The 18407-nt window shown below is 69.2% G+C and carries 16 protein-coding genes, 1 tRNA gene and 2 pseudogenes; 10 read left to right on the plus strand and 9 right to left on the minus strand.

Features of this window, described 5'->3' with window-relative positions; all coding sequences use genetic code 11:
* Positions 1-202 precede the first annotated feature (202 nt).
* Complete coding sequence (locus ACRRRO_RS07270) at positions 203-892, plus strand: DUF4352 domain-containing protein (protein WP_424795614.1); 690 nt, start codon at positions 203-205, stop codon at positions 890-892.
* Positions 893-1012: 120 nt separating this feature from the next.
* On the opposite strand, the gene ACRRRO_RS07275 is transcribed toward ACRRRO_RS07270, so the two are convergent.
* The 3 genes from ACRRRO_RS07275 to ACRRRO_RS07285 all read right to left on the minus strand — a co-directional run bounded on the left by ACRRRO_RS07275 (position 1013) and on the right by ACRRRO_RS07285 (position 4247).
* Positions 1013-2401, minus strand: coding sequence for an MFS transporter (locus ACRRRO_RS07275; RefSeq protein WP_424795613.1), 1389 nt, complete (start codon positions 2399-2401; stop codon positions 1013-1015).
* 18 nt (positions 2402-2419) lie between these two features.
* Entirely contained in the window at positions 2420-2896 is a 477-nt protein-coding gene (locus ACRRRO_RS07280) for a nucleoside deaminase (protein WP_424795612.1), read from the minus strand.
* A gap of 97 nt (positions 2897-2993) precedes the next feature.
* Entirely contained in the window at positions 2994-4247 is a 1254-nt protein-coding gene (locus tag ACRRRO_RS07285; protein WP_424795611.1) for a trans-sulfuration enzyme family protein, read from the minus strand.
* Between the two features lie 122 nt (positions 4248-4369).
* Between ACRRRO_RS07285 and ACRRRO_RS07290 the strand changes: the two are divergent.
* From ACRRRO_RS07290 to ACRRRO_RS07300, 3 genes and pseudogenes are all read left to right on the plus strand, one after another.
* Positions 4370-5073 (plus strand): annotated as a pseudogene (locus ACRRRO_RS07290) (MSMEG_4193 family putative phosphomutase).
* A gap of 9 nt (positions 5074-5082) precedes the next feature.
* A complete protein-coding gene (locus tag ACRRRO_RS07295; protein WP_424787228.1) occupies positions 5083-5634 on the plus strand; it encodes a DUF3090 domain-containing protein in 552 nt (183 codons plus the stop codon).
* Positions 5634-6397: pseudogene (locus ACRRRO_RS07300) on the plus strand (SCO1664 family protein). Before ACRRRO_RS07295 ends, ACRRRO_RS07300 begins: the two are co-directional and overlap by 1 nt.
* Positions 6398-6517: 120 nt before the next feature.
* Here the strand turns inward: ACRRRO_RS07300 and ACRRRO_RS07305 are convergent.
* Both ACRRRO_RS07305 and ACRRRO_RS07310 read right to left on the minus strand, forming a co-directional pair.
* The gene (locus ACRRRO_RS07305) at positions 6518-6925 is read right to left on the minus strand and encodes a CarD family transcriptional regulator (protein WP_434081314.1); all 408 of its coding nucleotides are present in this window, start codon (positions 6923-6925) and stop codon (positions 6518-6520) included.
* A gap of 599 nt (positions 6926-7524) precedes the next feature.
* Positions 7525-8313: an LLM class flavin-dependent oxidoreductase gene (locus ACRRRO_RS07310; protein WP_424795609.1), complete on the minus strand. Its 789-nt coding sequence runs from the start codon at positions 8311-8313 to the stop codon at positions 7525-7527.
* Between the two features lie 98 nt (positions 8314-8411).
* Here ACRRRO_RS07310 and ACRRRO_RS07315 point away from each other — a divergent pair, with 98 nt between their 5' ends.
* Positions 8412-9437, plus strand: coding sequence for an ATP-binding protein (locus ACRRRO_RS07315; protein WP_424795608.1), 1026 nt, complete (start codon positions 8412-8414; stop codon positions 9435-9437).
* 53 nt (positions 9438-9490) lie between these two features.
* Here the strand turns inward: ACRRRO_RS07315 and ACRRRO_RS07320 are convergent, their stop codons facing one another.
* Both ACRRRO_RS07320 and ACRRRO_RS07325 read right to left on the minus strand, forming a co-directional pair.
* A complete protein-coding gene (locus ACRRRO_RS07320; RefSeq protein WP_424795607.1) occupies positions 9491-10075 on the minus strand; it encodes a hypothetical protein in 585 nt (194 codons plus the stop codon).
* A gap of 35 nt (positions 10076-10110) precedes the next feature.
* On the minus strand, positions 10111-10716 hold the full coding sequence (locus tag ACRRRO_RS07325) for a hypothetical protein (protein WP_424795606.1): 606 nt from the start codon (positions 10714-10716) through the stop codon (positions 10111-10113).
* A 460-nt stretch (positions 10717-11176) separates the two neighbouring features.
* On the opposite strand from ACRRRO_RS07325, the gene ACRRRO_RS07330 reads away from it, so the two are divergent.
* A complete protein-coding gene (locus ACRRRO_RS07330) occupies positions 11177-13744 on the plus strand; it encodes a LuxR C-terminal-related transcriptional regulator (RefSeq protein WP_434081315.1) in 2568 nt (855 codons plus the stop codon).
* A gap of 86 nt (positions 13745-13830) precedes the next feature.
* Here ACRRRO_RS07330 and ACRRRO_RS07335 read toward each other — a convergent pair whose 3' ends face one another.
* Positions 13831-14463, minus strand: coding sequence for a TetR/AcrR family transcriptional regulator (locus tag ACRRRO_RS07335; protein WP_424787236.1), 633 nt, complete (start codon positions 14461-14463; stop codon positions 13831-13833).
* 81 nt (positions 14464-14544) lie between these two features.
* Between ACRRRO_RS07335 and wrbA the strand changes: the two genes are divergently transcribed.
* Positions 14545-15159, plus strand: coding sequence for an NAD(P)H:quinone oxidoreductase (wrbA, locus tag ACRRRO_RS07340; RefSeq protein ID WP_424795604.1), 615 nt, complete (start codon positions 14545-14547; stop codon positions 15157-15159).
* Positions 15156-16631, plus strand: a complete 1476-nt coding sequence (locus tag ACRRRO_RS07345; RefSeq protein WP_424795603.1) for an MFS transporter — start codon at positions 15156-15158, stop codon at positions 16629-16631. Before wrbA ends, ACRRRO_RS07345 begins: the two co-directional genes overlap by 4 nt.
* A 215-nt stretch (positions 16632-16846) precedes the next feature.
* On the opposite strand, the gene ACRRRO_RS07350 is transcribed toward ACRRRO_RS07345, so the two are convergent.
* Positions 16847-16930, minus strand: a tRNA-Leu gene (locus ACRRRO_RS07350).
* A 279-nt stretch (positions 16931-17209) separates the two neighbouring features.
* On the opposite strand from ACRRRO_RS07350, the gene ACRRRO_RS07355 reads away from it, so the two are divergent.
* Both ACRRRO_RS07355 and ACRRRO_RS07360 read left to right on the plus strand, forming a co-directional pair.
* Complete coding sequence (locus ACRRRO_RS07355; RefSeq protein ID WP_424792793.1) at positions 17210-17911, plus strand: FhaA domain-containing protein; 702 nt, start codon at positions 17210-17212, stop codon at positions 17909-17911.
* Positions 17912-17921: 10 nt separating this feature from the next.
* Complete coding sequence (locus ACRRRO_RS07360; RefSeq protein WP_424787240.1) at positions 17922-18401, plus strand: FHA domain-containing protein FhaB/FipA; 480 nt, start codon at positions 17922-17924, stop codon at positions 18399-18401.
* Positions 18402-18407 lie beyond the last annotated feature (6 nt).

Raw genomic sequence — 18407 nt, forward strand, 5'->3', positions numbered from 1 at the left:
GCGATCCGGGCCGGGGCTGGTCATGTCACGCATCGTAGGCATCACCACCCACAACGGACGTCATCCGGTTGGCCATGATTACCACCGCCCGGCTACGACTTTCGGCTGGCCGGGTGCACCGGATCGGACGAAGCGCTGAACGGGTCCGGGCGGACAGGCTCGATGACGTACTGCAGGTTCGCCATCGAGGAACAGGAGCATCATGAGTCAGCATCCACAGGGTCCGCCGCCGGGAACACCTACCGGTCCACCGCACGGTGCCGCGGCACCACACGCCCCTTACCCCGGCCCGGAACAGCCGGAGCCCCCCGCACCTCGCAAGCGGAACTGGTTCGCCCGGCACAAGATCCTCACCGGGTTTCTCGCTGTCCTCGCGTTCGTCGCGGTCATTGGCATCGCCACCTCCGGGGATGGGGACGAGGGCACCGGCGCCGCACCCGGTCAGTCCGCGGAGACGAACGCGGATGCCGCGCAGCAGGATGATGAGCCGGCCGAGGCGCCCGGGATCGGTGAGAACGTATCCGATGGGGACTTCGAGTTCGTGGTCACCGAGGTCGAGACCGGCGTGGACCGGATCGGGTCGGAGTTCCTGAACGAGCAGCCCCAGGGTCAGTTCGTGCTGGTCTACCTCGAGGTAACCAACACCGGCAGTGCCGCCGAGACCTTCTGGACGTCCGAGCAGGGCCTGGTCGACACCGAGGGACGCACCCATTCCGCCGACGATTCCGCCGCCCTTCTCCTCGACGACGGCGAGTTCCTGCTGACCGAGATCAACCCGGGGAACACCGCCCGGACCGCCCTGGTTTTCGATATCCCAGCAGACGCCGAGCCGGCCGCGGTGGAACTCCACGGCTCGATGTTCTCCCGGGGGGTGACGGTGAACCTGCAGTAGCCGCCGCACGGGAGAACCGGGGGGCGTGGCCCCGGGCACCGATCCGGTGTCCGGGGCCACGGGCCGTGCGGCCCGGGTTCGATGACAACGGACCACGGGATCTGTCCGGAGGTCGTCGTCTCACGCGTCAGGGGTGCGGCGGCCGCGCCGCCGGGCCCACACCAGCACCGGAATCAACATCAGGGACAGCACCCCACCGGCCAGGGACAGCGTGGCGAAGTCTGTCGCCGCCACCACCACACCGGACATGGCACCACCACCGGCGCCGGCCAGAGCGATCAGGACGTCGATAGTGCCCTGGGTACGCGGGCGGTTCTGTAGAACGGTGGCATCGACCACCAGAGCCGTTCCGGCGATCACCCCGAAGTTCCAGCCCAGGCCGAGCAGGGCAAGGGCCAGGATGAGCCAGAACAGGGAGTCCCCGGGCGCCAGCGCGGCGGTGAGCCCGGCCAACAGCAGCGTGACTCCCGAAGCGATCGCCATCGGGGTGCGACCGACCTTGTCCACCAGCACCCCGGTGATCAGGGACGGCAGGTACATGGCACCGACATGGACGCCGATCACCAGCCCCACCGCAGCCAGGTCGTGGTGGTGGGCCCGCATGTGCACCGGCGTCATCGTCATGATCGCCACCATCGCGATCTGGCTGAGCACCATCACGGTGGCACCCACGTACGCCCCCGCACCCGCCCTGGGTACCGGTTCGGCCGTGTCCGGACCCGTACCCGCCCTGGGTACCGGTTCGGCCGTGTCCGGACCCGCAGGACCGGGCGCTCGTCCGGGTGCTTCCGTCGTCAGGGGACCTTCCGCCGTCCCGGCACCCTCCGCCGCCCGCGCGTCGCGGCGACGCGCCAGCAGGTACGGGTCCGGCCGCAGGAACATCATCAAGGTTGCCCCGGCCGCCAGGTAGGCCACGCCGGCGAGCAGGAACGGACCGGCCAGCGGCGGAATCCCCAGGGTCGTGGCCAGGACACCCAACGGTTCCACCAGGTTCGGCCCGGCCACCGCACCCAGGGTGGTGGCCACCATCGCGATACTGATCGCCGCGCCCCGCCGCGCCGGGAGGGCCAGGTCCGTCCCGGCGTACCGGGCCTGCAGGTTGGTCGCGGTGCCGGCGCCGTAGACGAACAAGGACACGAACAGCAAGGGCACGTTGCCGGTGACCGCCGCCAGGACCACACCGAGCGAACCGATGCCCCCGGCCCCGAACCCGATCCCGAGACCCACCCGCCTTCCCCACCGGTGGGTGAACCGCCCCACCAGGTAGGCCGCGAGCGCCGACCCGAGGGTGAACAGACCCACGGGGAGCCCTTCCAGCCCGTCGCGGCTGAGCATCTCCTGGGCCAGCAGCGCGCCCACGGTGATACCGGCGGCCAGACCCGCCCCGCCCAGGACCTGGCTGACCACCACCACGGTCAGGGTGCGCTTCTGGACCCGGACCCGGGTCGACTCGTCAAGGTCCGCAGCCGGGGCCGGGCCCACCGGCCGCTCGCCACGGTTCGTGGTCACGCCGCGCCGCCTGCTCGCTCAGTCCTGGTGGTAGCGGCGCTGCAGATCACGAACCTCCTCGGCGAACTCCTCGACCGGGCCCTCCGTACGTATTCCGGGGGCCACCTGAGCGATAGGCAACGGTGCCACCGGCGCGGGCGCCGCCCCGAGTTCACCCCACCAGCCCCGCAACTGATCGGAGGAGGTGGCGTAGACGATCCGGCCCAGACCTGCCCAGGCGTGCGCGGCCGCACACATCGGGCAGTGCTCGCCGGAGGTGTACACGGTCGCCGCCGATCGCTGCTTGGGTCCCAGATGCGCCACGGCCCACCGGGCGATCGAGAACTCCGGGTGCCGGGTGCGATCACCCTCTGCGTCCCGGTTGTGGTCCTCGAACAACACGGTGCCCTGCGATCCCACCAGCAGCGAGCCGAAGGGCGAGTTTCCGCCGTCCAAGGCCGCGCGTGCCAGTTCCACGCATCGGCGCAGGTGCGCGCGATCCACGTCAGTGACCATGGCGCCATCCTGACCGATGCCGCCCCGATTACGGCGGAAGCCACGGCGAGCCGCCGGATGCGAGCCACGTCTCAGGCACCACACCGCCTCGACGCACTCACGTCGAGGCGTGGTGGGTCGAGGGTGTGGTCCGCACCGGGGTCGACGGCGATGCCTGGGCGCAGGGGCGGTGCCTCGGCGCCGGGTCGCCCAGGGCCTGCTGCAGGTCCGCGATGAGATCGACCGGGTCCTCCAACCCGACGGAGATCCGCAGCACGTCCGGATGGGGACGCGCCTCCGGTGCCACCGGGCGGTGGGTCAGGGCGGCCGGGTGCTGGATGAGGGAGTCCACGCCACCAAGGGAGACCGCGTGCCCGATCAGCCGGCACCGCCCGGCCACCCGCACCGCTGCCTCGAAGCCGCCGTGCACCTGCACCGCCAGCATCGCCCCGGGCCCCGACATCTGCGTGCCGACCAGTCCCTTCGGATCCTGACCGGGCAGCCCGGGGTAATACACCCGGGCGACGGCGGGATGTTCAGCCACGACTCTGGCCACCTGGCGGGCACCCTCCTGCTGGGCCCGGACCCGCACCGGAAGCGTCTGCAGACCGCGGTGCAGCTGATACCCGGCCAGCGGGTGCAACAGGCCACCGGTCAGGGCCCGCACCGCCCGGAGCCGGCGGGCCCAGTGGGCATCGGTGGCGATCACACCGCCCACGATGTCGCCGTGGCCACCGAGGTACTTGGTGGCCGAGTGCAGCACCAGTCGCGCCCCCTGCGCGACCGGAGTCTGCAAGACCGGGCTGGCGAACGTGTTGTCGACCAGTACCGGCACCTGCCCGGCCTGGGCAACCACGGCGGCGATGTCCAGCAGTTCCAGGGTGGGGTTGGCCGGAGTCTCGATGATCACCAGGCCGGTGTCGGGCCGCAGCGCAGCCGCAATGCCGTCCGCCCGCGCCCAGGTCACCTCCGTACCCAACAGACCGGTGGCCAGCACGTGGTCACTTCCCCCGTAGAGCGGACGTACCCCGACCACGTGCGGGGTGCCGGCCTGCACGGCGGCCAACAGGGCTGCGGACAAAGCCGCCATGCCGGAGGCGTAGGCGACGGACTCCTCGGCACGTTCCATCGTGGCCAGGGCGTCCTCGAACCGGGCCACGGTGGGATTCCAGAGCCGGGAGTAGACCATCGAGCCGCCCGGCTGTGGACGCCCGCCACCGGCGAGCACCTCATAGGACTCCCCACCCGATTCCACATCGGTGATCTGGTAGGTGCTGGACAGGTCGATCGGCGGAACGTGCGCCTGGCCGAGGTTCTCCCGGCCGGCGTGCACAGCGTTGGTGTCGGGTCCAAGGGTGTTCGGGCGCGACATGGTTTCCTCCTTGCAGACGGCGTCGTCCGTCAGGTCCGTAGGGTGAACGGGTCCTCCCAGCGTGTCACACGGGGGTCGGGAACAACCCCCTTCGGAGAGCCGGGCCCTTAGGATCGGGACACATGTCCACGGTGATCCTGGTCCGGCACGGTCGTAGCACCGCGAACGCCGACGGCGTGTTGGCCGGCCGCACGCCCGGTATCGAACTCGATGAGACCGGGCGGGAACAGCCGAGCGCACCGGACGGCGCCTCGGCGCCGTGCCCTTGGTGGGCGTCGTCTCAAGCCCGCTGGAGCGCTGCCGACAGACCGCGAACGCGATCCTGGCGCACCAAACCGGCTCCCCGACGGCACCAACCGAGACCGCTCTGACCGAGTGTGACTACGGCGATTGGCAGGGCCGCAAGATCGCCGACCTGGCGAACGAGGACCTGTGGACGGTCGTCCAACGACACCCTGCGGCCGCGGTGTTCCCCGGCGGGGAGTCCCTGGCCGCGATGCAGGCACGGGCGGTTGCGGCGGTGCGACGTCATCTCGCTGCGTTCCAGGCCACGCACGGATCCGCGGCGGTATGGGCGGTGGTCAGTCATGGTGACCTCATCAAGTCGATCCTGGCAGACGCCCTCGGTCTGCACCTCGACCTGTTCCAACGCATCCACGTCCATCCGGCATCGGTGTCGATCGTGCGGTACACGACCGCCAGCCCCGAGGTGGTCGCCATGAACACCGACGCGGGAGACCTATCGTGGCTGCGCGAGCAGGCAAGCGAAGCCCAGGTCGGTGGCGGAGCGGGGCCCGGGCACGCACGTGCCTCCGGCGACTCCTAACATGGAGAGGTGTCCCGCATCGTCCATAGTTTCGACTGGCCCGATCGGTTCGTCGTCGGCACGCTCGGTCAGCCCGGCTCACGTACCTTCTACCTGCAGGCCCGCACCAAGGCCGAGATCGTCAGCGTCGCCTTGGAGAAGGAGCAGTCGGCCGCGCTCGCCGAGCAGATCGACAAGCTCCTCGATCAACTGATGTCCCACCCGGACAACCCCTTCAGCGTTCCGGAGTCGCCACCGGAACGACTTCTCGACGACGACCCGCTGGATCAGCCCGTGGAGGAGCAGTTCCGGGTGGGTGCGCTGACGCTGGGCTGGGACGCCTCGACCTCCCAGATCGTCATCGAGGCCCTCGCGGCCCCCGAGGTCGATCCTGAGACGCTCGAGCCGCTCGCCCCGGAACCGGAGGAGTCCCTCGTGGTCCGGATCCCGGTCGGCGCCGCGCGGGCATTCGCCGAACGCACCCGGGCCGTGGTGGGCGCAGGCCGGCCACTGTGTCCGCTCTGCCGCGAGCCGGTGGATCCGCACGGCCATGTCTGCGATCTGACCGACGGATTCCCGTGATTCCCGCCGACCTTCGAGACGGCGAACTCGTCCTGGAGGGTCGGATCATCCAGGCTTCCAACGCCACCTTCCTCGGCCGGATCGGCACGGTGAAGGTTGTCTACAAGCCGGTGGCCGGCGAACGTCCCCTCTGGGACTTCCCCGGCTCCACCCTGGCCCGCCGGGAGGTAGCGGCCTATCTCGTCTCGGAGTCCTTCGGCTGGGACCTGGTTCCACGGACCTGGCTGCGCGATGGCCCCTTCGGCCCGGGGATGGTTCAGGTGTGGCAACAACCCGATCCGGCCCAGCAGGCTGTCGACCTGGTCCCCACCGACGACGTTCCCGTCGAAGGCTGGTGTCACGTTTCGACGGCCTGGACGCACAGGACCGTCCGGTCTCACTGATCCACGAGGACTCGCCGGTGCTGCGGCGGATGGCCGTGTTCGACGTCGTGGTGAACAACGCCGACCGCAAGGGCGGGCACGTGCTGGAGATGACCGATGGGCACCGCTATGGCGTGGACCACGGGCTCACCTTCCACAGTGACAACAAGTTGCGCACGGTCCTGTGGGGGTGGCTGGGCCATGATCTGCACGCCGAGGAGCGGGCGGGCCTGGAGCGCCTCCAGGGCGCTCTGGACACCGACTTGGGCGACCCCCTCGGCGAACTGATCTCCGGTTCCGAGATCGCGGCACTGGTCGGGCGGTGCGACCACCTGCTGCGCCACGCGCGGTTCCCCGCTCCCGCGGGTGAGATGCCCCCAATCCCCTGGCCCCCGTTCTGAAGACCACCGACGGCCGCAGGCGGAGCGATCTCAGCCATGGTCCTGCCGCCCTGCCATCCGGGCAGCCGAACACGGGCCCACGAAAGATGGTCTCGCGGCCAGCCCGTGAGGTGCCCCCGCTCAGCTGGCGGCGGCCAGCGCGGGCATCGGCGGGATCGTGCCCTGCAGGATGGCCGCATCGATCGTGGCCTCGGTCTCGGCCTCGTCCATCGACAGCACGATGGAGATCTCCGCCACCAGCGGGATCAGGGCGTCGCGCAGGAGGTTCTTCTCACCGAACGACAGACCCTTGCCGTCGAGGCGACGACTGAGGTCGCGGACCAGTCCGGCGATCGTGCGGATGTCACCGCTACGGAACCGGTCGGTGTTGGCCTTGATGCGCCGGGACCAGTTTGAGGGCTCTTCCTCGCTCGGAGCCGCCAGCACGTCGAAGATCTCCCGCAGATCCTCGATGCCGAGCACCGGACGAAGGCCGGTCTCCTCAGCCCGCTCCTCGGGAACCTCGACGACGAGGTCGGTTCCGGACACCTGCAACTTCAGGTAGCGGATGCGCGTGCCCCGTAGGGTGCGCGTGGTGTGGTCTTCGTGATGGTCGCCGGTCCGTGGTGGGGGTGGACGATGACCTGACCCTTGGTGAAATTCAATGCGTGACCCTTCGACGAACGAGCGCCACACTCGACCGCTTGGGTCGGCTCTTGAGGCCCACCGGCGGTCGTCTCGAGACCCACCATCGGTGGGTGATGACACAGCGGAACTTACACCCCTATGGAGGAACGTACGCGACCGCTGCGAGCCAGCCTTTCTATTCTCTCATGAAATGTGTCGATTTTCCTGACGACTTGATCACTATTCGGCGGCGCGGACCGGATTAGTTCCCGATCGCGGGGTGCCAGATGGTAATGCCGGTGGGTAGGAGGCGGTTCATCCGGAAGTACCGGACGCCGCGGGGGCAAGTGCCGAAGCTGCACGTCACCGCCGTGGCGGCGGCGACGTCGACGCCGCGAATTCGCGCCGGGAGGATCGTCGTGTCCGATTCCACCGGGCATAGGAAGAATCCGGGCCCGAACGGTCCGGAAATGCCGCCATGATTCATGGCCGGCCACTTCGGCCGCCAGGCAACTGCGTTCCTATCGGGGCAGCGCCGTATTGATCGTTCGGCGCATCTCATCCACCCAGCCCAACGCGGTGGGCCAGGCCGATACCACCAGCCAGGTCACGCCGGCATCGGCGTACTCCTGTGCCGGCACGCCTTCGGCCCAGGGGGCGACCACGTCCCACTCGCCGTCCTGCTCCGCCGCAGGTGGCACCTGGTCGAGGTAGGCGACCAGCTCCCGGGGTGTGGGCAACGACTCGGCCATCGGCGCGATGCCGTCCCAGCGGCGCGCGCGGCGCAGGGGCCGAACATTCGGCAGCCCACCTGCAACCCAGATCGGCGGGCGCTGCTGGATGGGCCTGGGCAGGAAGTTCGCCCTGACCCGGTAATGCTCTCCGTCGAAGTCGGTCGGGCCCCGCCACAACTGGTCGATGAGGTCCAGCCCCTCGTCGAGCATCGCAGCCCGCACCTTGCCGTCGGCCTCATCACCCAGATCGGCGAAGTCCAGGTCCGGCGGCTCCCCCAGTCCGACGCCCAGCACCGCACGACCGTTGCTGAGGTGGTCCAGGGTGGTGATCTGCTTGGCCACCACCCACGGGCGCCGCCTCGACAATGGGGTGACCAACGGTCCGAGCACCACCCGCTCGGTGGCCTGGGCCAGAGCGCCGAGCAGCACCCACGGGTCGTGCACCTCCATGCCCTGGGTCCACTGCACGTGGTCCCACAGGAACACCCCGTCCCATCCGGCGTCCTCGGCCTCCCGGCCCAGGGCCATCACAGTGGCCACGTCGGTGAACGGGGGGATGCTCAACGCGTACTTCATACTCCCCCAACCTACGCGAGGCCTCACGGTAAGTTCTGGCTCTGGAGCCCGACCTCATCGCCGCACTGCGCCGCGCGGTCGCGGCAGCGCCGCAGGACGTGACACTACGGGTGCACCTGGCCGAACAGTTGCTACAGACCGGCGACGGCGCCGGTGCGGTAGCCGAGGCCGCCGCGGCCCTGGGGGTCGATCCCTCCAATGAAGAGGCTCGGGCCATCATGGCCCGGGCGTTGCAGCCCGGTCCGCCGGGCTCCGGGGCGGGCACGGAAGCGCCGGGCCCCGGCGCGGCACCGGCAGGCGGGGAACCGGATGGCTTCGACTGGGCCGCGGCCCAGTCCCAGTTCGACCACGACCCCGACGATCCCCTCTTCTCAGACTCCGAGGGCCCGCACACCAGCAGTGCCGAAGGGCAGCACGTCGGGAACGACCGGTACTCGATCGACACCCCGGCCATCACGCTGGCCGAGGTCGGGGGGATGAAGACGGCCAAAGACCGACTCAACGCGGCATTCCTCGCGCCGCTGCGCAATCCCGAGTTGCGCCAACGCTTCGCCAAGACCCTGCGTGGCGGGCTGTTGCTCTACGGTCCTCCGGGATGCGGAAAGACCTTCATCGCCCGGGCGTTGGCGGGTGAATTGGGGGCGAAGTTCCTCTCCATCGGCATCACCGACGTCCTCGACCCGCACTTCGGCCAATCCGAACGCAATCTGCACGACGCGTTCCAACTCGCCCGCCGGGAGGCACCGTGCGTGCTGTTCTTCGACGAGGTGGACGCACTCGGTGGCCGCCGCAGTCACACCTCCACCTCCATGATGCGCACCGCGGTGAACCAGCTGCTGAGCGAGTTGGACGGTGTCGGCACCGACAATGACGGCGTGTTCGTCCTTGCTGCCACGAACCAACCCTGGGAGGTTGATCCGGCGTTACGCCGTCCGGGCAGGTTCGACCGCACCGTGCTCGTGCTCCCTCCCGATCGCGAGGCACGAGCGGCCATCTTCGCCTTCCACCTGCGCACGCGTCCGACCGGGATTATCGATATCAACGCCCTCGCCCGCGCCTCCCCGGTGAACCTCGCTAAGCGGGGTAGGCCGGTGCGAGCGCCGATCCACCCGAGCATTCTTTGAGGCGTCCACGGAGTTTCCCCCTGACCAGGCTCGTCGCCGCGTCCTCCCTTTCGCTAGTCGCAGGTCACCTGGAGTTCCGCGTTGCCGACGGCGGCATAGGAGCCGTCGTCGGTGCGGACCATCTCGGGACTGGCGGTGATGCGTGACCCCTCGACGTGGAGTCCGGCCAGGTCCCCCAGGACGTCAGCGTGCTCATACTCTCGCTCGGCCTCGCCAAAGGGGTCGTCCGTCCCGATGTACACGTTCAACTGGTTGTTGTCGCCGGAGTCCACGAAGGCCGGTGCCCCGGTGTCGTCAGTGCCCGGCCCGCTGACGATGATGTGATCCCCGGTCAGGCAGGTCTCCGGTGTGAAGGTGACCTCGTAGCCGTCGACAGACACCACACCTTCGGCAGCTGTCGTCGAACTCGCACCATTCCCCTCCTCGGTGCCGTCGGCGTCATCCTCTGGGGTGGCGACGGTGTCACCGCCCCCCTCCCCGGTGCCGTCGGCATCGGCCTCCTCGGCGGAGACGTGCACGGAGTCGCCGGCCCCGCTCTGTGTGTCGTCACTCGCTGCGCCGTCGTCGTCGCCCGAGCCGCATCCCGCGAGCAGCAGCGCGCTGGTGAGCGCGAACGCGGCGGCAGTACTCTTCTTCATGTCTCTCCTGGTCGGTGAAGTGGTGTGAGGAACTGTCAGGGGCAGGTCGCGGCGGCGACGAAGTCGCCTTCCAGTGGTTCTTCGGCGAACATGACCCCGGCCAGCGTGCCGATCGCCGTTGCTTCATCGCCGACAGCACGCACCAGTGGGGACTCGCCGGCGCCCTCCAGCCAGTCAGGTTCTTCACCTTCGTCACGCCCGTGCTGCGCCATCGAGTTGCTGTACTGCGCCATGGCCTCGTCGTCACCGGAGTCGATCAGGTGCGCGAACTGAACGTGCTCGTTCTCGAAGTTGAAGCCGAGATCGGCGCCGATCTCACGACTGAGGTAGAGACGGTGGCCGCTGCCGGTGCTCTCCTCACTCGCACTGACGATGAACTGGCCGCGACCTGGCTCGTCGTTGACGGTACAAGAGAGAGTCGTGAACTCGAAGCGCTCCCCTCCGATCTCGATGTAGGCGGTGCCCGGGGCTGCCGGAGCGACGCCTTCGTGCAGCCCATCGGCATAGAGTTCGTCCAGATAGTCGGTGGACGGCGCCGGTGCGGCGGCGTCCTCATCCTGTTCCTCTGCCTGCTCCGTGGACGACGCGGGAGCGGCGTCCTGCGGTTCTCCGGCCGCCTCCGTCTCCACCGGATCCAGCACCTCACCGTCATCCCGTGCAGTGCTCGAGGCGCATCCGGCGAGCAGTCCGAAGGCCGCTAGCACGGCGGCCGCCCTGGTCATGGTGGTTCCCAGCCTCACAGCGCGACTCCCTCTCGGTTACCCAGACGACGCCCGATCGCGAGCAAGCACGCGCCGAGGCCAAGAGCGAGAATGCTCACGGCTCCAGTCCACGCACTGACCATCGCGACCGCCTTGTCGGCAGCGTGCGCGGGGACCATCCCGACGGTAAGGAGCACCACAGCGTACTGCCCGCGACAAGTGCGGGCAGCGGGAACTGAGCAGAGCGACGTCTCGACATATTCAACTTTCCTGAACGGCATTGGCGTAGCGGGGGGCAACGCTAGGCTCGACGTCGCACCAAAGCGATAGTGAAAAGTTGACTATGCCGAGGGTCCGCGGTTTCCGCGCCCTCTCGAAGCCCGGAGAGGACACGACGCGCGTGACCGGAGCGCCACATCAGGACGGCGTACGTCGCCTCCTGGAAGCCGTGGCCGCCGGTCGGGCCTTGATCCTCACCGGACCCGGTGGTGGCGGCAAGTCGTACACGCTGCAGTTGACGCAGGATGCACTGTTGGCTGCCGGCAAGAGTGCGCCCCTCATCGCCGGCCACGTCTCGGGCTCGTCGGTGCCACTGGGCGTCTTCGCGGGCGTGAAAAAACTCTCCGCGACGGTGCTGGAGTCCCCGGCGGCTGTTGTCGATGTCTTTGCGCGCCGCCGCTCGGAGACCGTCTTGTTGGTCGACGATGTGGACCACCTCGACGATGCGTCTCTCTACGTCGTGACTCAACTGATCTCCACGACACGGCTGCCGGCGGTCCTCACCACCCGTTGCCTGAACACCGCACCGCAGTGCATCCAGGACCTCTATGACGGCGGGCACCTCATCGAGACGGTGCGCTCCCCGTTGGCCGAGGCCGAGGCCCGGGCTCTCGTCTCCGACCTCGTCGGCGGCGCGCTCACACCCCGCGCCCTGTCGGAGATCCTCGCGGCGGGCGACGGGAACCCGCTACACCTGCGGGAGATCGTCCGCGGATCGCTGGCCGATGGTCGTCTCACCCAGACCCCCCATGGCTGGGAGCTCATCGGGTCGCCTGCGCTCACGTCGCGGCTGACCAGCCTCACCGCCGAGCGTTTCGAACGACTGTCCGCGACCAATGTGGAGGCCGCGACCTTCATCGCCATGGCCGGGGAGTGCCCGTACGACGCGATCAGTGACGACGACCGCAGTGCGTTGGCTCGTCGTGCGGACGTCATCGAACTCACCGACTGCGGTTGGTTGCGACTGTCGCACCCGCTCGATGCACAGCATCTCCTGTCGACCTGCCCGTCTGCGCTGCGGCACGAGATCACGCACCGTGCAATAGACGTGCTGCGGGGCCCCTCCGCGGCATCACGCCCGCACGCGAAGCGCCAGGCAGACGTTCTGTCCCTCGAGCACGGTTGCGACTTCGAGATCTCATCCATGATCGCGCTGGGTGAGTACGCGCTCGGATCCTTCGATGCGCAACTCGCACTGCGTGCTGCCACCGCTGTTCTCGAGCGCGATCCGGACGCACTGCACGCCCGACGTACCGCTGGTCTTGCCGCCTCACTGCTCGGCCACACCGAGACCGCCGATGTGCACTTCAGGATGGCGACGTCGCTCGCTCGAACAGATGACGAACGGACGTCGGTGGCGCTCGCCCGCGCACAACACCTCGGCGTGCGTCAGTACGATGCGACGGCAGCACGAGAGGTCGTCCGAGAGGCCCTGGAGGTTGTCACCGACCCGACGAGCAGCGCCCATCTGCAGGCCGCGATCCAGCGCTGGGCAGCCGTCGCCGGGCAGTCACACGAGGCGATCGCGGCGCCAGAGGAAGCCGGCAGTCTCGAGGGGGTGGTCAGCCTGATCACCGCCGGGGTCGCCGGTGTGATCACCGGACCCTTGCACCACACCACCGCATTGCTGCCCAGAATGCGGGAGGTCCCCGCCGAACTCCTGGCCCTGGTTCCCGGTGGCGGTTCCCTCGTCGAACTCACCGAAAGCATGGTGTTGTCCTACAGCGGCGACGTTCTTGCCACCAGGCGCCGGTTGAGCCAGGCGATCACTGCGGCCGGAGTGGAGGAGCCAGAGTCCGTAGGCGTCTGGGAGTACGCGCTGGGGTTCCTGGAGTTCCTCTCCGCAGATGCCGAGCAGGCCTACCTCCTTGGTCGTGCCGCCGTCGCTCACCTCTCGTGGCGCGACAGCACCGGCCTCATGCCTGCCGCACAGGCCCTCACTGCCGCAGCCGCGATCGCGACCGGGCGAGACATCGAGGCACGCATGGCACTCGACGCGGTCCCTGAGGCTGCCGCACAGGACCCCAAGGTCGTCATGCTGCGAACCTGGGCCGACGCCTGGCAGGCGAGCGCTGAGCGCCGCGCCGACCAGGGCGCTGACATGCTGCTCGAGACGGCTCGATGGCTCATGACGGTCCAGCACACGTACTTCGCCGGCATGATCGCCCACTGCGTCGCGAGGATGGGCCGGCGAACTGCCGAGACCGCTGCTCTGCTCCGGTCCGCGTCCGAACTCGCAGGTGGTGGCCTCCTGAGGCTGTTCGCGAGCCACGCTCACGCCGTCGCCAACCATGATGTCCCCGCGCTCGAGGACGTCGCCTCAGACGCAACCGAGTTGGGTCTCCGCACGACCGCCGCTGATACGCGGCTCTGGTTGTCACACATCACCGATCGTCGGATCATCTCCGAAGCGGGGGCGCGCCGGCACCTTCTCGCCGCAGACGAGATGCGTGTGCGAATGCCGACCATGGCGTTGTGGAACGCGGCTCCGGTTCGCTCCACACTGCTGACCGAGAGGGAGCACGACGTCGTACGACTCGCCGCCGACCGGTACACCACGAAGGAGATCGCGGAGATCAACAACGTCTCGGTCAACACCGTGACGAACCAGCTGGCGTCCGCGTTCCGCAAGTTGGCGGTGGGCAGTCGAGCCGAGTTGCGCGACCTCCTGCACGCCGGGCGGCGATGAACCCAGGCCCACCGACGACAAACGGCGGAACCCGGGGACTCCGCCGTTCCGTTCTGTGCGCGAGGGGGAACTGAACCGTGAGACCATCACGCCGGCTTCTGTCCGCCCTGCCCCTCGAGTTCGCGCGCCACTGAGGAGAAGACCCAGTGGCGCCACTCGGTCAGCGTCCAGCCGGACTCGAGCACGAAGAGCAGGTAGCACTCCACCGACTCGGTCGCATAGATCACTGTTGCGAGTCGGCCGCGGTCGACGAGCGCGCCGCCCGGTCGGCCACAGATCTGGTCGGCCAGCAGCCGGCTGAACTCGGCTCGCTGTCGCCGCATCGTCCGCATCAACTCCATGACCTCGGGGTCGGCCTCCGCCGCGAGCATGGCCCGGTAGATGGGGGCCACCCGGGCCGTGCGGACGTGCATCTCGTCCAACGCCGCGCGCCAGGCCTCGGTCGCCGACTCGCACCGGGACAGTGCACGGAACCAGGCACGGTCGACTAGCGGCACCGGTTCGCCGTCGCCCGCGAGCGCGACATCATGTGCGGCCGCGATGAGGCCGACCTTCGAGCCGTGGGCGGAGTAGATGGTCTGCACCGCCACGCCAGCCTCCTGGGCGATCTCACCGAGTGTCGTCGCCACGTAGCCCTGGCGGATGAACAGCTCCGTTGCAATACGCACCACCTGCGCCCGCGCCTCATCGTTGCGCGGCCTGCCTCGTCGATGCGTCACACCACACCTCCCTCGTTGTCCCGATCGGGTCCCAGTGTATATTCTGGAATTACATTCCACTATTTCGTTGGAGAAACTACTATGACTCGCATCACGATCGCCTACTACTCCTCGACCGGATCGGTTCACGCCCTGGCGGACGCCATGGCCGACGGCGCCCGGCAGGCCGGCGGAGACGTACGCCTGCGTCGCGTGGCCGAACTCGTTCCGCAGGACGTCATCGATCGCCACCCGGAATGGCGCGACCACCTCGACGCAACCGCCCACATCCCTACCGCCACCGTCGCGGACCTGGCGTGGGCCGATGGCTTCGCGCTCGGCACACCCGCGCGGTTCGGCCAGCCGGCCGCGCAGGTCAAGCAGTTCCTCGACTCGACCAGCGCGGCCTGGCAGCAAGGTGCCCTCGCCGACAAGCCGGCGACCGGGTTCACGAGTGCCTACGAGCGACACGGCGGGCAGGAATCGACCCTCCTGGCGCTGTACCACACGTACTGTCACTGGGGCTCGATCGTCGTCCCGACGGCGTACATCGACGCGGACCTGGCCCACCGGGCCGGGGGCAACCCTTACGGCGTCAGCAACATCGCGGCCGACGGGCCGCCCGATCCGGACGTGCTCGAACTGGCCCGCTTCCAGGGCCGACGCCTCACGGCCATTGCCGGCCTGATCGCCGCTCGACAGGCAGCCGCAGCATGAGCATCACCGACGGCCGCCCCGGGAAGGAGCGACGGCTGGCTGGCCGCCGGAGGGTGGCACTGGCGACCCTGACCGGCGCGAACCTCCTGGTCTTCGCGTCCGTGACCATCATGAACGTGGCCCTGCCCGACGTGCGTGCCGACCTGGGGCTGTCGGCGAGCGCCACCCAGGGAATCGTCACGCTCTACTCACTCACCTTTGGGACGCTGATCCTCCTGGCCGGTCGCCTTGCCGACGTCGTGGGGCTGCGACGGTGCCTCACTGCGGGCCTCACCGGCTTTGCCGCTGCATCTCTGGCGGGAGGACTCGCCGACGACGCCGCCGTCCTGCTCACCATGCGTGCACTCCAGGGCGCGGCCGGCGCCTTCGTCGCTGCCACCGCCGTGTCCCTGATGTCGGTCACGTTCCCCCGAGGCCGCAGCCGCCAGATCGCGTTCGGGACCCTCGGGGTCGTCATGGGGATCGGGACGGCTGGATCGTTCCTGCTGGGCGGTGCGCTGGTCGACCTGCTCTCATGGCGCTGGTGCCTCCTCGTCAACGTCCCGCTGGCCCTCGTCCTCGCCGCCGGGGTCACGTCCACGGCTCCACCCGGCCCCCGTCCGGAGCGCGCCCGCAGGGTGGACGTCGTCGGCGCGGCGCTCATCACCGCGTCCCTCGGCGCCCTCGTCCTGGGGCTGGACCGAACGGCGGCGTGGGCCTGGACGCACCCCGGCACGGTGGGTCTCCTCGTCGCCGGCGCCCTGGGTGTCGCGACCTTCGCCGCCACCCTCAGGAGCAAACAGCATCCGCTGGTGCCGCTGTGGCTGCTGCGAGACCGGAGCCGGGCCATCGCCTACGCCTCAGCCGCCGTCGGGGGGTTGGGCATGTTTGCTGGCATGTTCATCCTCACCGCATTCCTCCAGGAGGCCAAGGAGCTCTCGCCCGTCTGGATCGGGCTCGCCTTCGTCCCGTTCGGGATCGGAGCGGTGACCGCGACCTCGACACTCCCGGCACTGCGGTCACGCGTCTCCCCCGCCAGGGTCCTCGCTCTGGGACTCACGCTCACCGCGGTTGCGATCGTCACGTTCGTCGCCCTCCGACCCGAGTCCGGCTACCTCACCGGCGTCGTGCCGGCGATGTTGCTGCTCGGCTCGGGCGGCACCGTCGTCATGATCACGGCCGGGGACGTAGCCACAGCAGGGGCAGGCGGGGACAGCGGTGTCGCTGGAGCCATGGTCAACTCGGCGCAACAGGTCGGCGCAGCCCTCGGCACCGCCCTGCTCACCGCGGTAATGACCGCGGCCACGCGCGAGCAGCTCACCTCAGGCTCACAGCCACTGGATGCCGTAGTAGCAGGCTACGCACGCGCCGGCCTCGTCGGAACGGCCATCCTCGCCGCGGCAATGGTGGGCGTAGTTCTGCTAGGGAGGACTGCCGATGAGGCCTGGCGGGTTGATCCCACGCAGCAGGCCACGAGACGCCCCGTCGACTGACGCCAGGGTGCGTCGACGGCGCCGGTCACCATCGACGAATTGGCGGCGCGTGCCGGGGCGGCGACCGCGTCGGCGGCGCGTCCTACGAGCACCGGGACCTGATCTCGCCCGAGATGGCAACCAGCGCAGCGACAGCACCCCACGTGCACCCTTGGTCGTCCAGGCCAACTCCGGAAACGCGAGCCCCGGATCGACGACCCGGGGCCTGCCACCTGTGCGCGAGGGGGGAGTTGAACCCCCACGTCCTCTCGGACACACGGACCTGAACCGTGCGCGTCTGCCTATTCCGCCACTCGCGCTTGACTGCTGAACATCCCCACCGTGGTGGGCGATGTTCAGCCCGGTTAGGTTAGCACGCAGGCCCGGTTCGAACCGCATCCCAGGCGCCCGCGTGATACACGCCACTGCCGCCCCGGGCAGCGGGATCACCCTGCCCGCGGCCCGTTTCGGGCGCGGCATCGCCCCACCGGGGGCCCGAGACGTTTACGATCGAGGAGACTAGGTGTATCCGATGACGTCGCGCGCCCCCGTCCGTGAGGGGCACCCGCCGCGTCCGAGCGCAGGGAGGAGGTGCCGCTATGGGTGTTCTGGACCGTTTCGAGAAGGGCGTGGAACGCGCTGTGAACAGCGTCTTCTCCAAGGCCTTCCGATCCGACCTCAAGCCGGTGGAGATCGCCAGCGCCATCCGACGGGACATGGACGACCGCACCGCCGCCCTCTCCCGGGGCCGCACCGTGGTGCCCAACACCTTCACCGTCGAACTGTCCGAGAAGGACTTCGGGCAGGTCCAGGACTGGGGCGAGGAGGCGATGGCCCAGGAGATGGTCGAGTCCGCAACCGAGCACGCCCGGAGCCAGAACTACGTGTTCGTGGGCCCGGTGGATGTCACCTTCGCCCCGGCCGAGGACCTCGAAGCCGGCCGGTTCCGGGTGCATTCCTCCTCCCGCCGCGGCGCCGTCGCCCCGGCCACCACCCCGAACGCCGCCAGCCGCCACCCGATCCTGGACCTCGACGGCCAGCGCTACCTGCTCACCGGACCGGTCACCGTGATCGGGCGGGGCAGCGAGGCCGACATCATCGTCGACGACGCCGGCGTCTCGCGCCGCCACCTGGAGATCCGGATCACCTCCGACGGCGTGATCGCGAGCGACCTGGGTTCGACCAACGGTAGTTACGTCGAGGGGCACCGGGTGGATGCGGCCACCCTGGTGGACGGCAACACCCTGACGATCGGCCGCACCCGGATCCTGTTCTGGTCCGGCACCGACTCCGACCAGTGAGCCCGGCTGGATGAGCGAACTCGTCGTCACGGTGCTGCGCCTGGGCTTCCTCGTGCTGCTCTGGTTGCTGGTGCTCTCCGCTATCGGAGTGCTGCGTCGCGACATCTTCGGCACGCGCGTGTTGGCCCGGGACTCGGTGCATCCCCGGGGTGGCCCGAGTCCGGCTCGGCCGGCGGCACCGGGGCGGCGCGGGCGCGGCACGCCCACGCGGTTACGGGTCACCGGCGGGCCCCTGAACGGCACCACCCTGACCCTGGGGGAGTCGGCGGTGCTGATCGGACGCTCACCAGGGTGCACCCTGGTGCTCGACGACGACTACTCCTCCAACCGGCACGCCCGGATCTTCCCCTCCGAGGGCCGCTGGTACGTGGAGGACCTGGGGTCGACCAACGGCACCTACCTGGGCGCCCAGCCCATCGCCGAACCGGTACCGGTGGGGATCGGGCAGCCGATCCGGATCGGGCAGACCGTCATCGAGTTGCACCGGTAGGCGCGC

The organism is Sanguibacter sp. Z1732 (genome assembly GCF_051020515.1).
Lineage (GTDB): Bacteria > Actinomycetota > Actinomycetes > Actinomycetales > Beutenbergiaceae > CALKWS01.

Bases quoted from the DNA above. Each gene is read 5' to 3' on its own strand.
- ACRRRO_RS07355 (WP_424792793.1), top strand. From the start codon at position 17,210: ATGGGTGTTCTGGACCGTTTCGAGAAGGGCGTGGAACGCGCTGTGAAC.
- ACRRRO_RS07360 (WP_424787240.1), top strand. From the start codon at position 17,922: ATGAGCGAACTCGTCGTCACGGTGCTGCGCCTGGGCTTCCTCGTGCTG.
- wrbA (WP_424795604.1), top strand. From the start codon at position 14,545: ATGACTCGCATCACGATCGCCTACTACTCCTCGACCGGATCGGTTCAC.
- ACRRRO_RS07285 (WP_424795611.1), bottom strand. From the start codon at position 4,247: ATGTCGCGCCCGAACACCCTTGGACCCGACACCAACGCTGTGCACGCC.
- ACRRRO_RS07345 (WP_424795603.1), top strand. From the start codon at position 15,156: ATGAGCATCACCGACGGCCGCCCCGGGAAGGAGCGACGGCTGGCTGGC.
- ACRRRO_RS07280 (WP_424795612.1), bottom strand. From the start codon at position 2,896: ATGGTCACTGACGTGGATCGCGCGCACCTGCGCCGATGCGTGGAACTG.
- ACRRRO_RS07270 (WP_424795614.1), top strand. From the start codon at position 203: ATGAGTCAGCATCCACAGGGTCCGCCGCCGGGAACACCTACCGGTCCA.
- ACRRRO_RS07320 (WP_424795607.1), bottom strand. From the start codon at position 10,075: ATGAAGAAGAGTACTGCCGCCGCGTTCGCGCTCACCAGCGCGCTGCTG.
- ACRRRO_RS07310 (WP_424795609.1), bottom strand. From the start codon at position 8,313: ATGAAGTACGCGTTGAGCATCCCCCCGTTCACCGACGTGGCCACTGTG.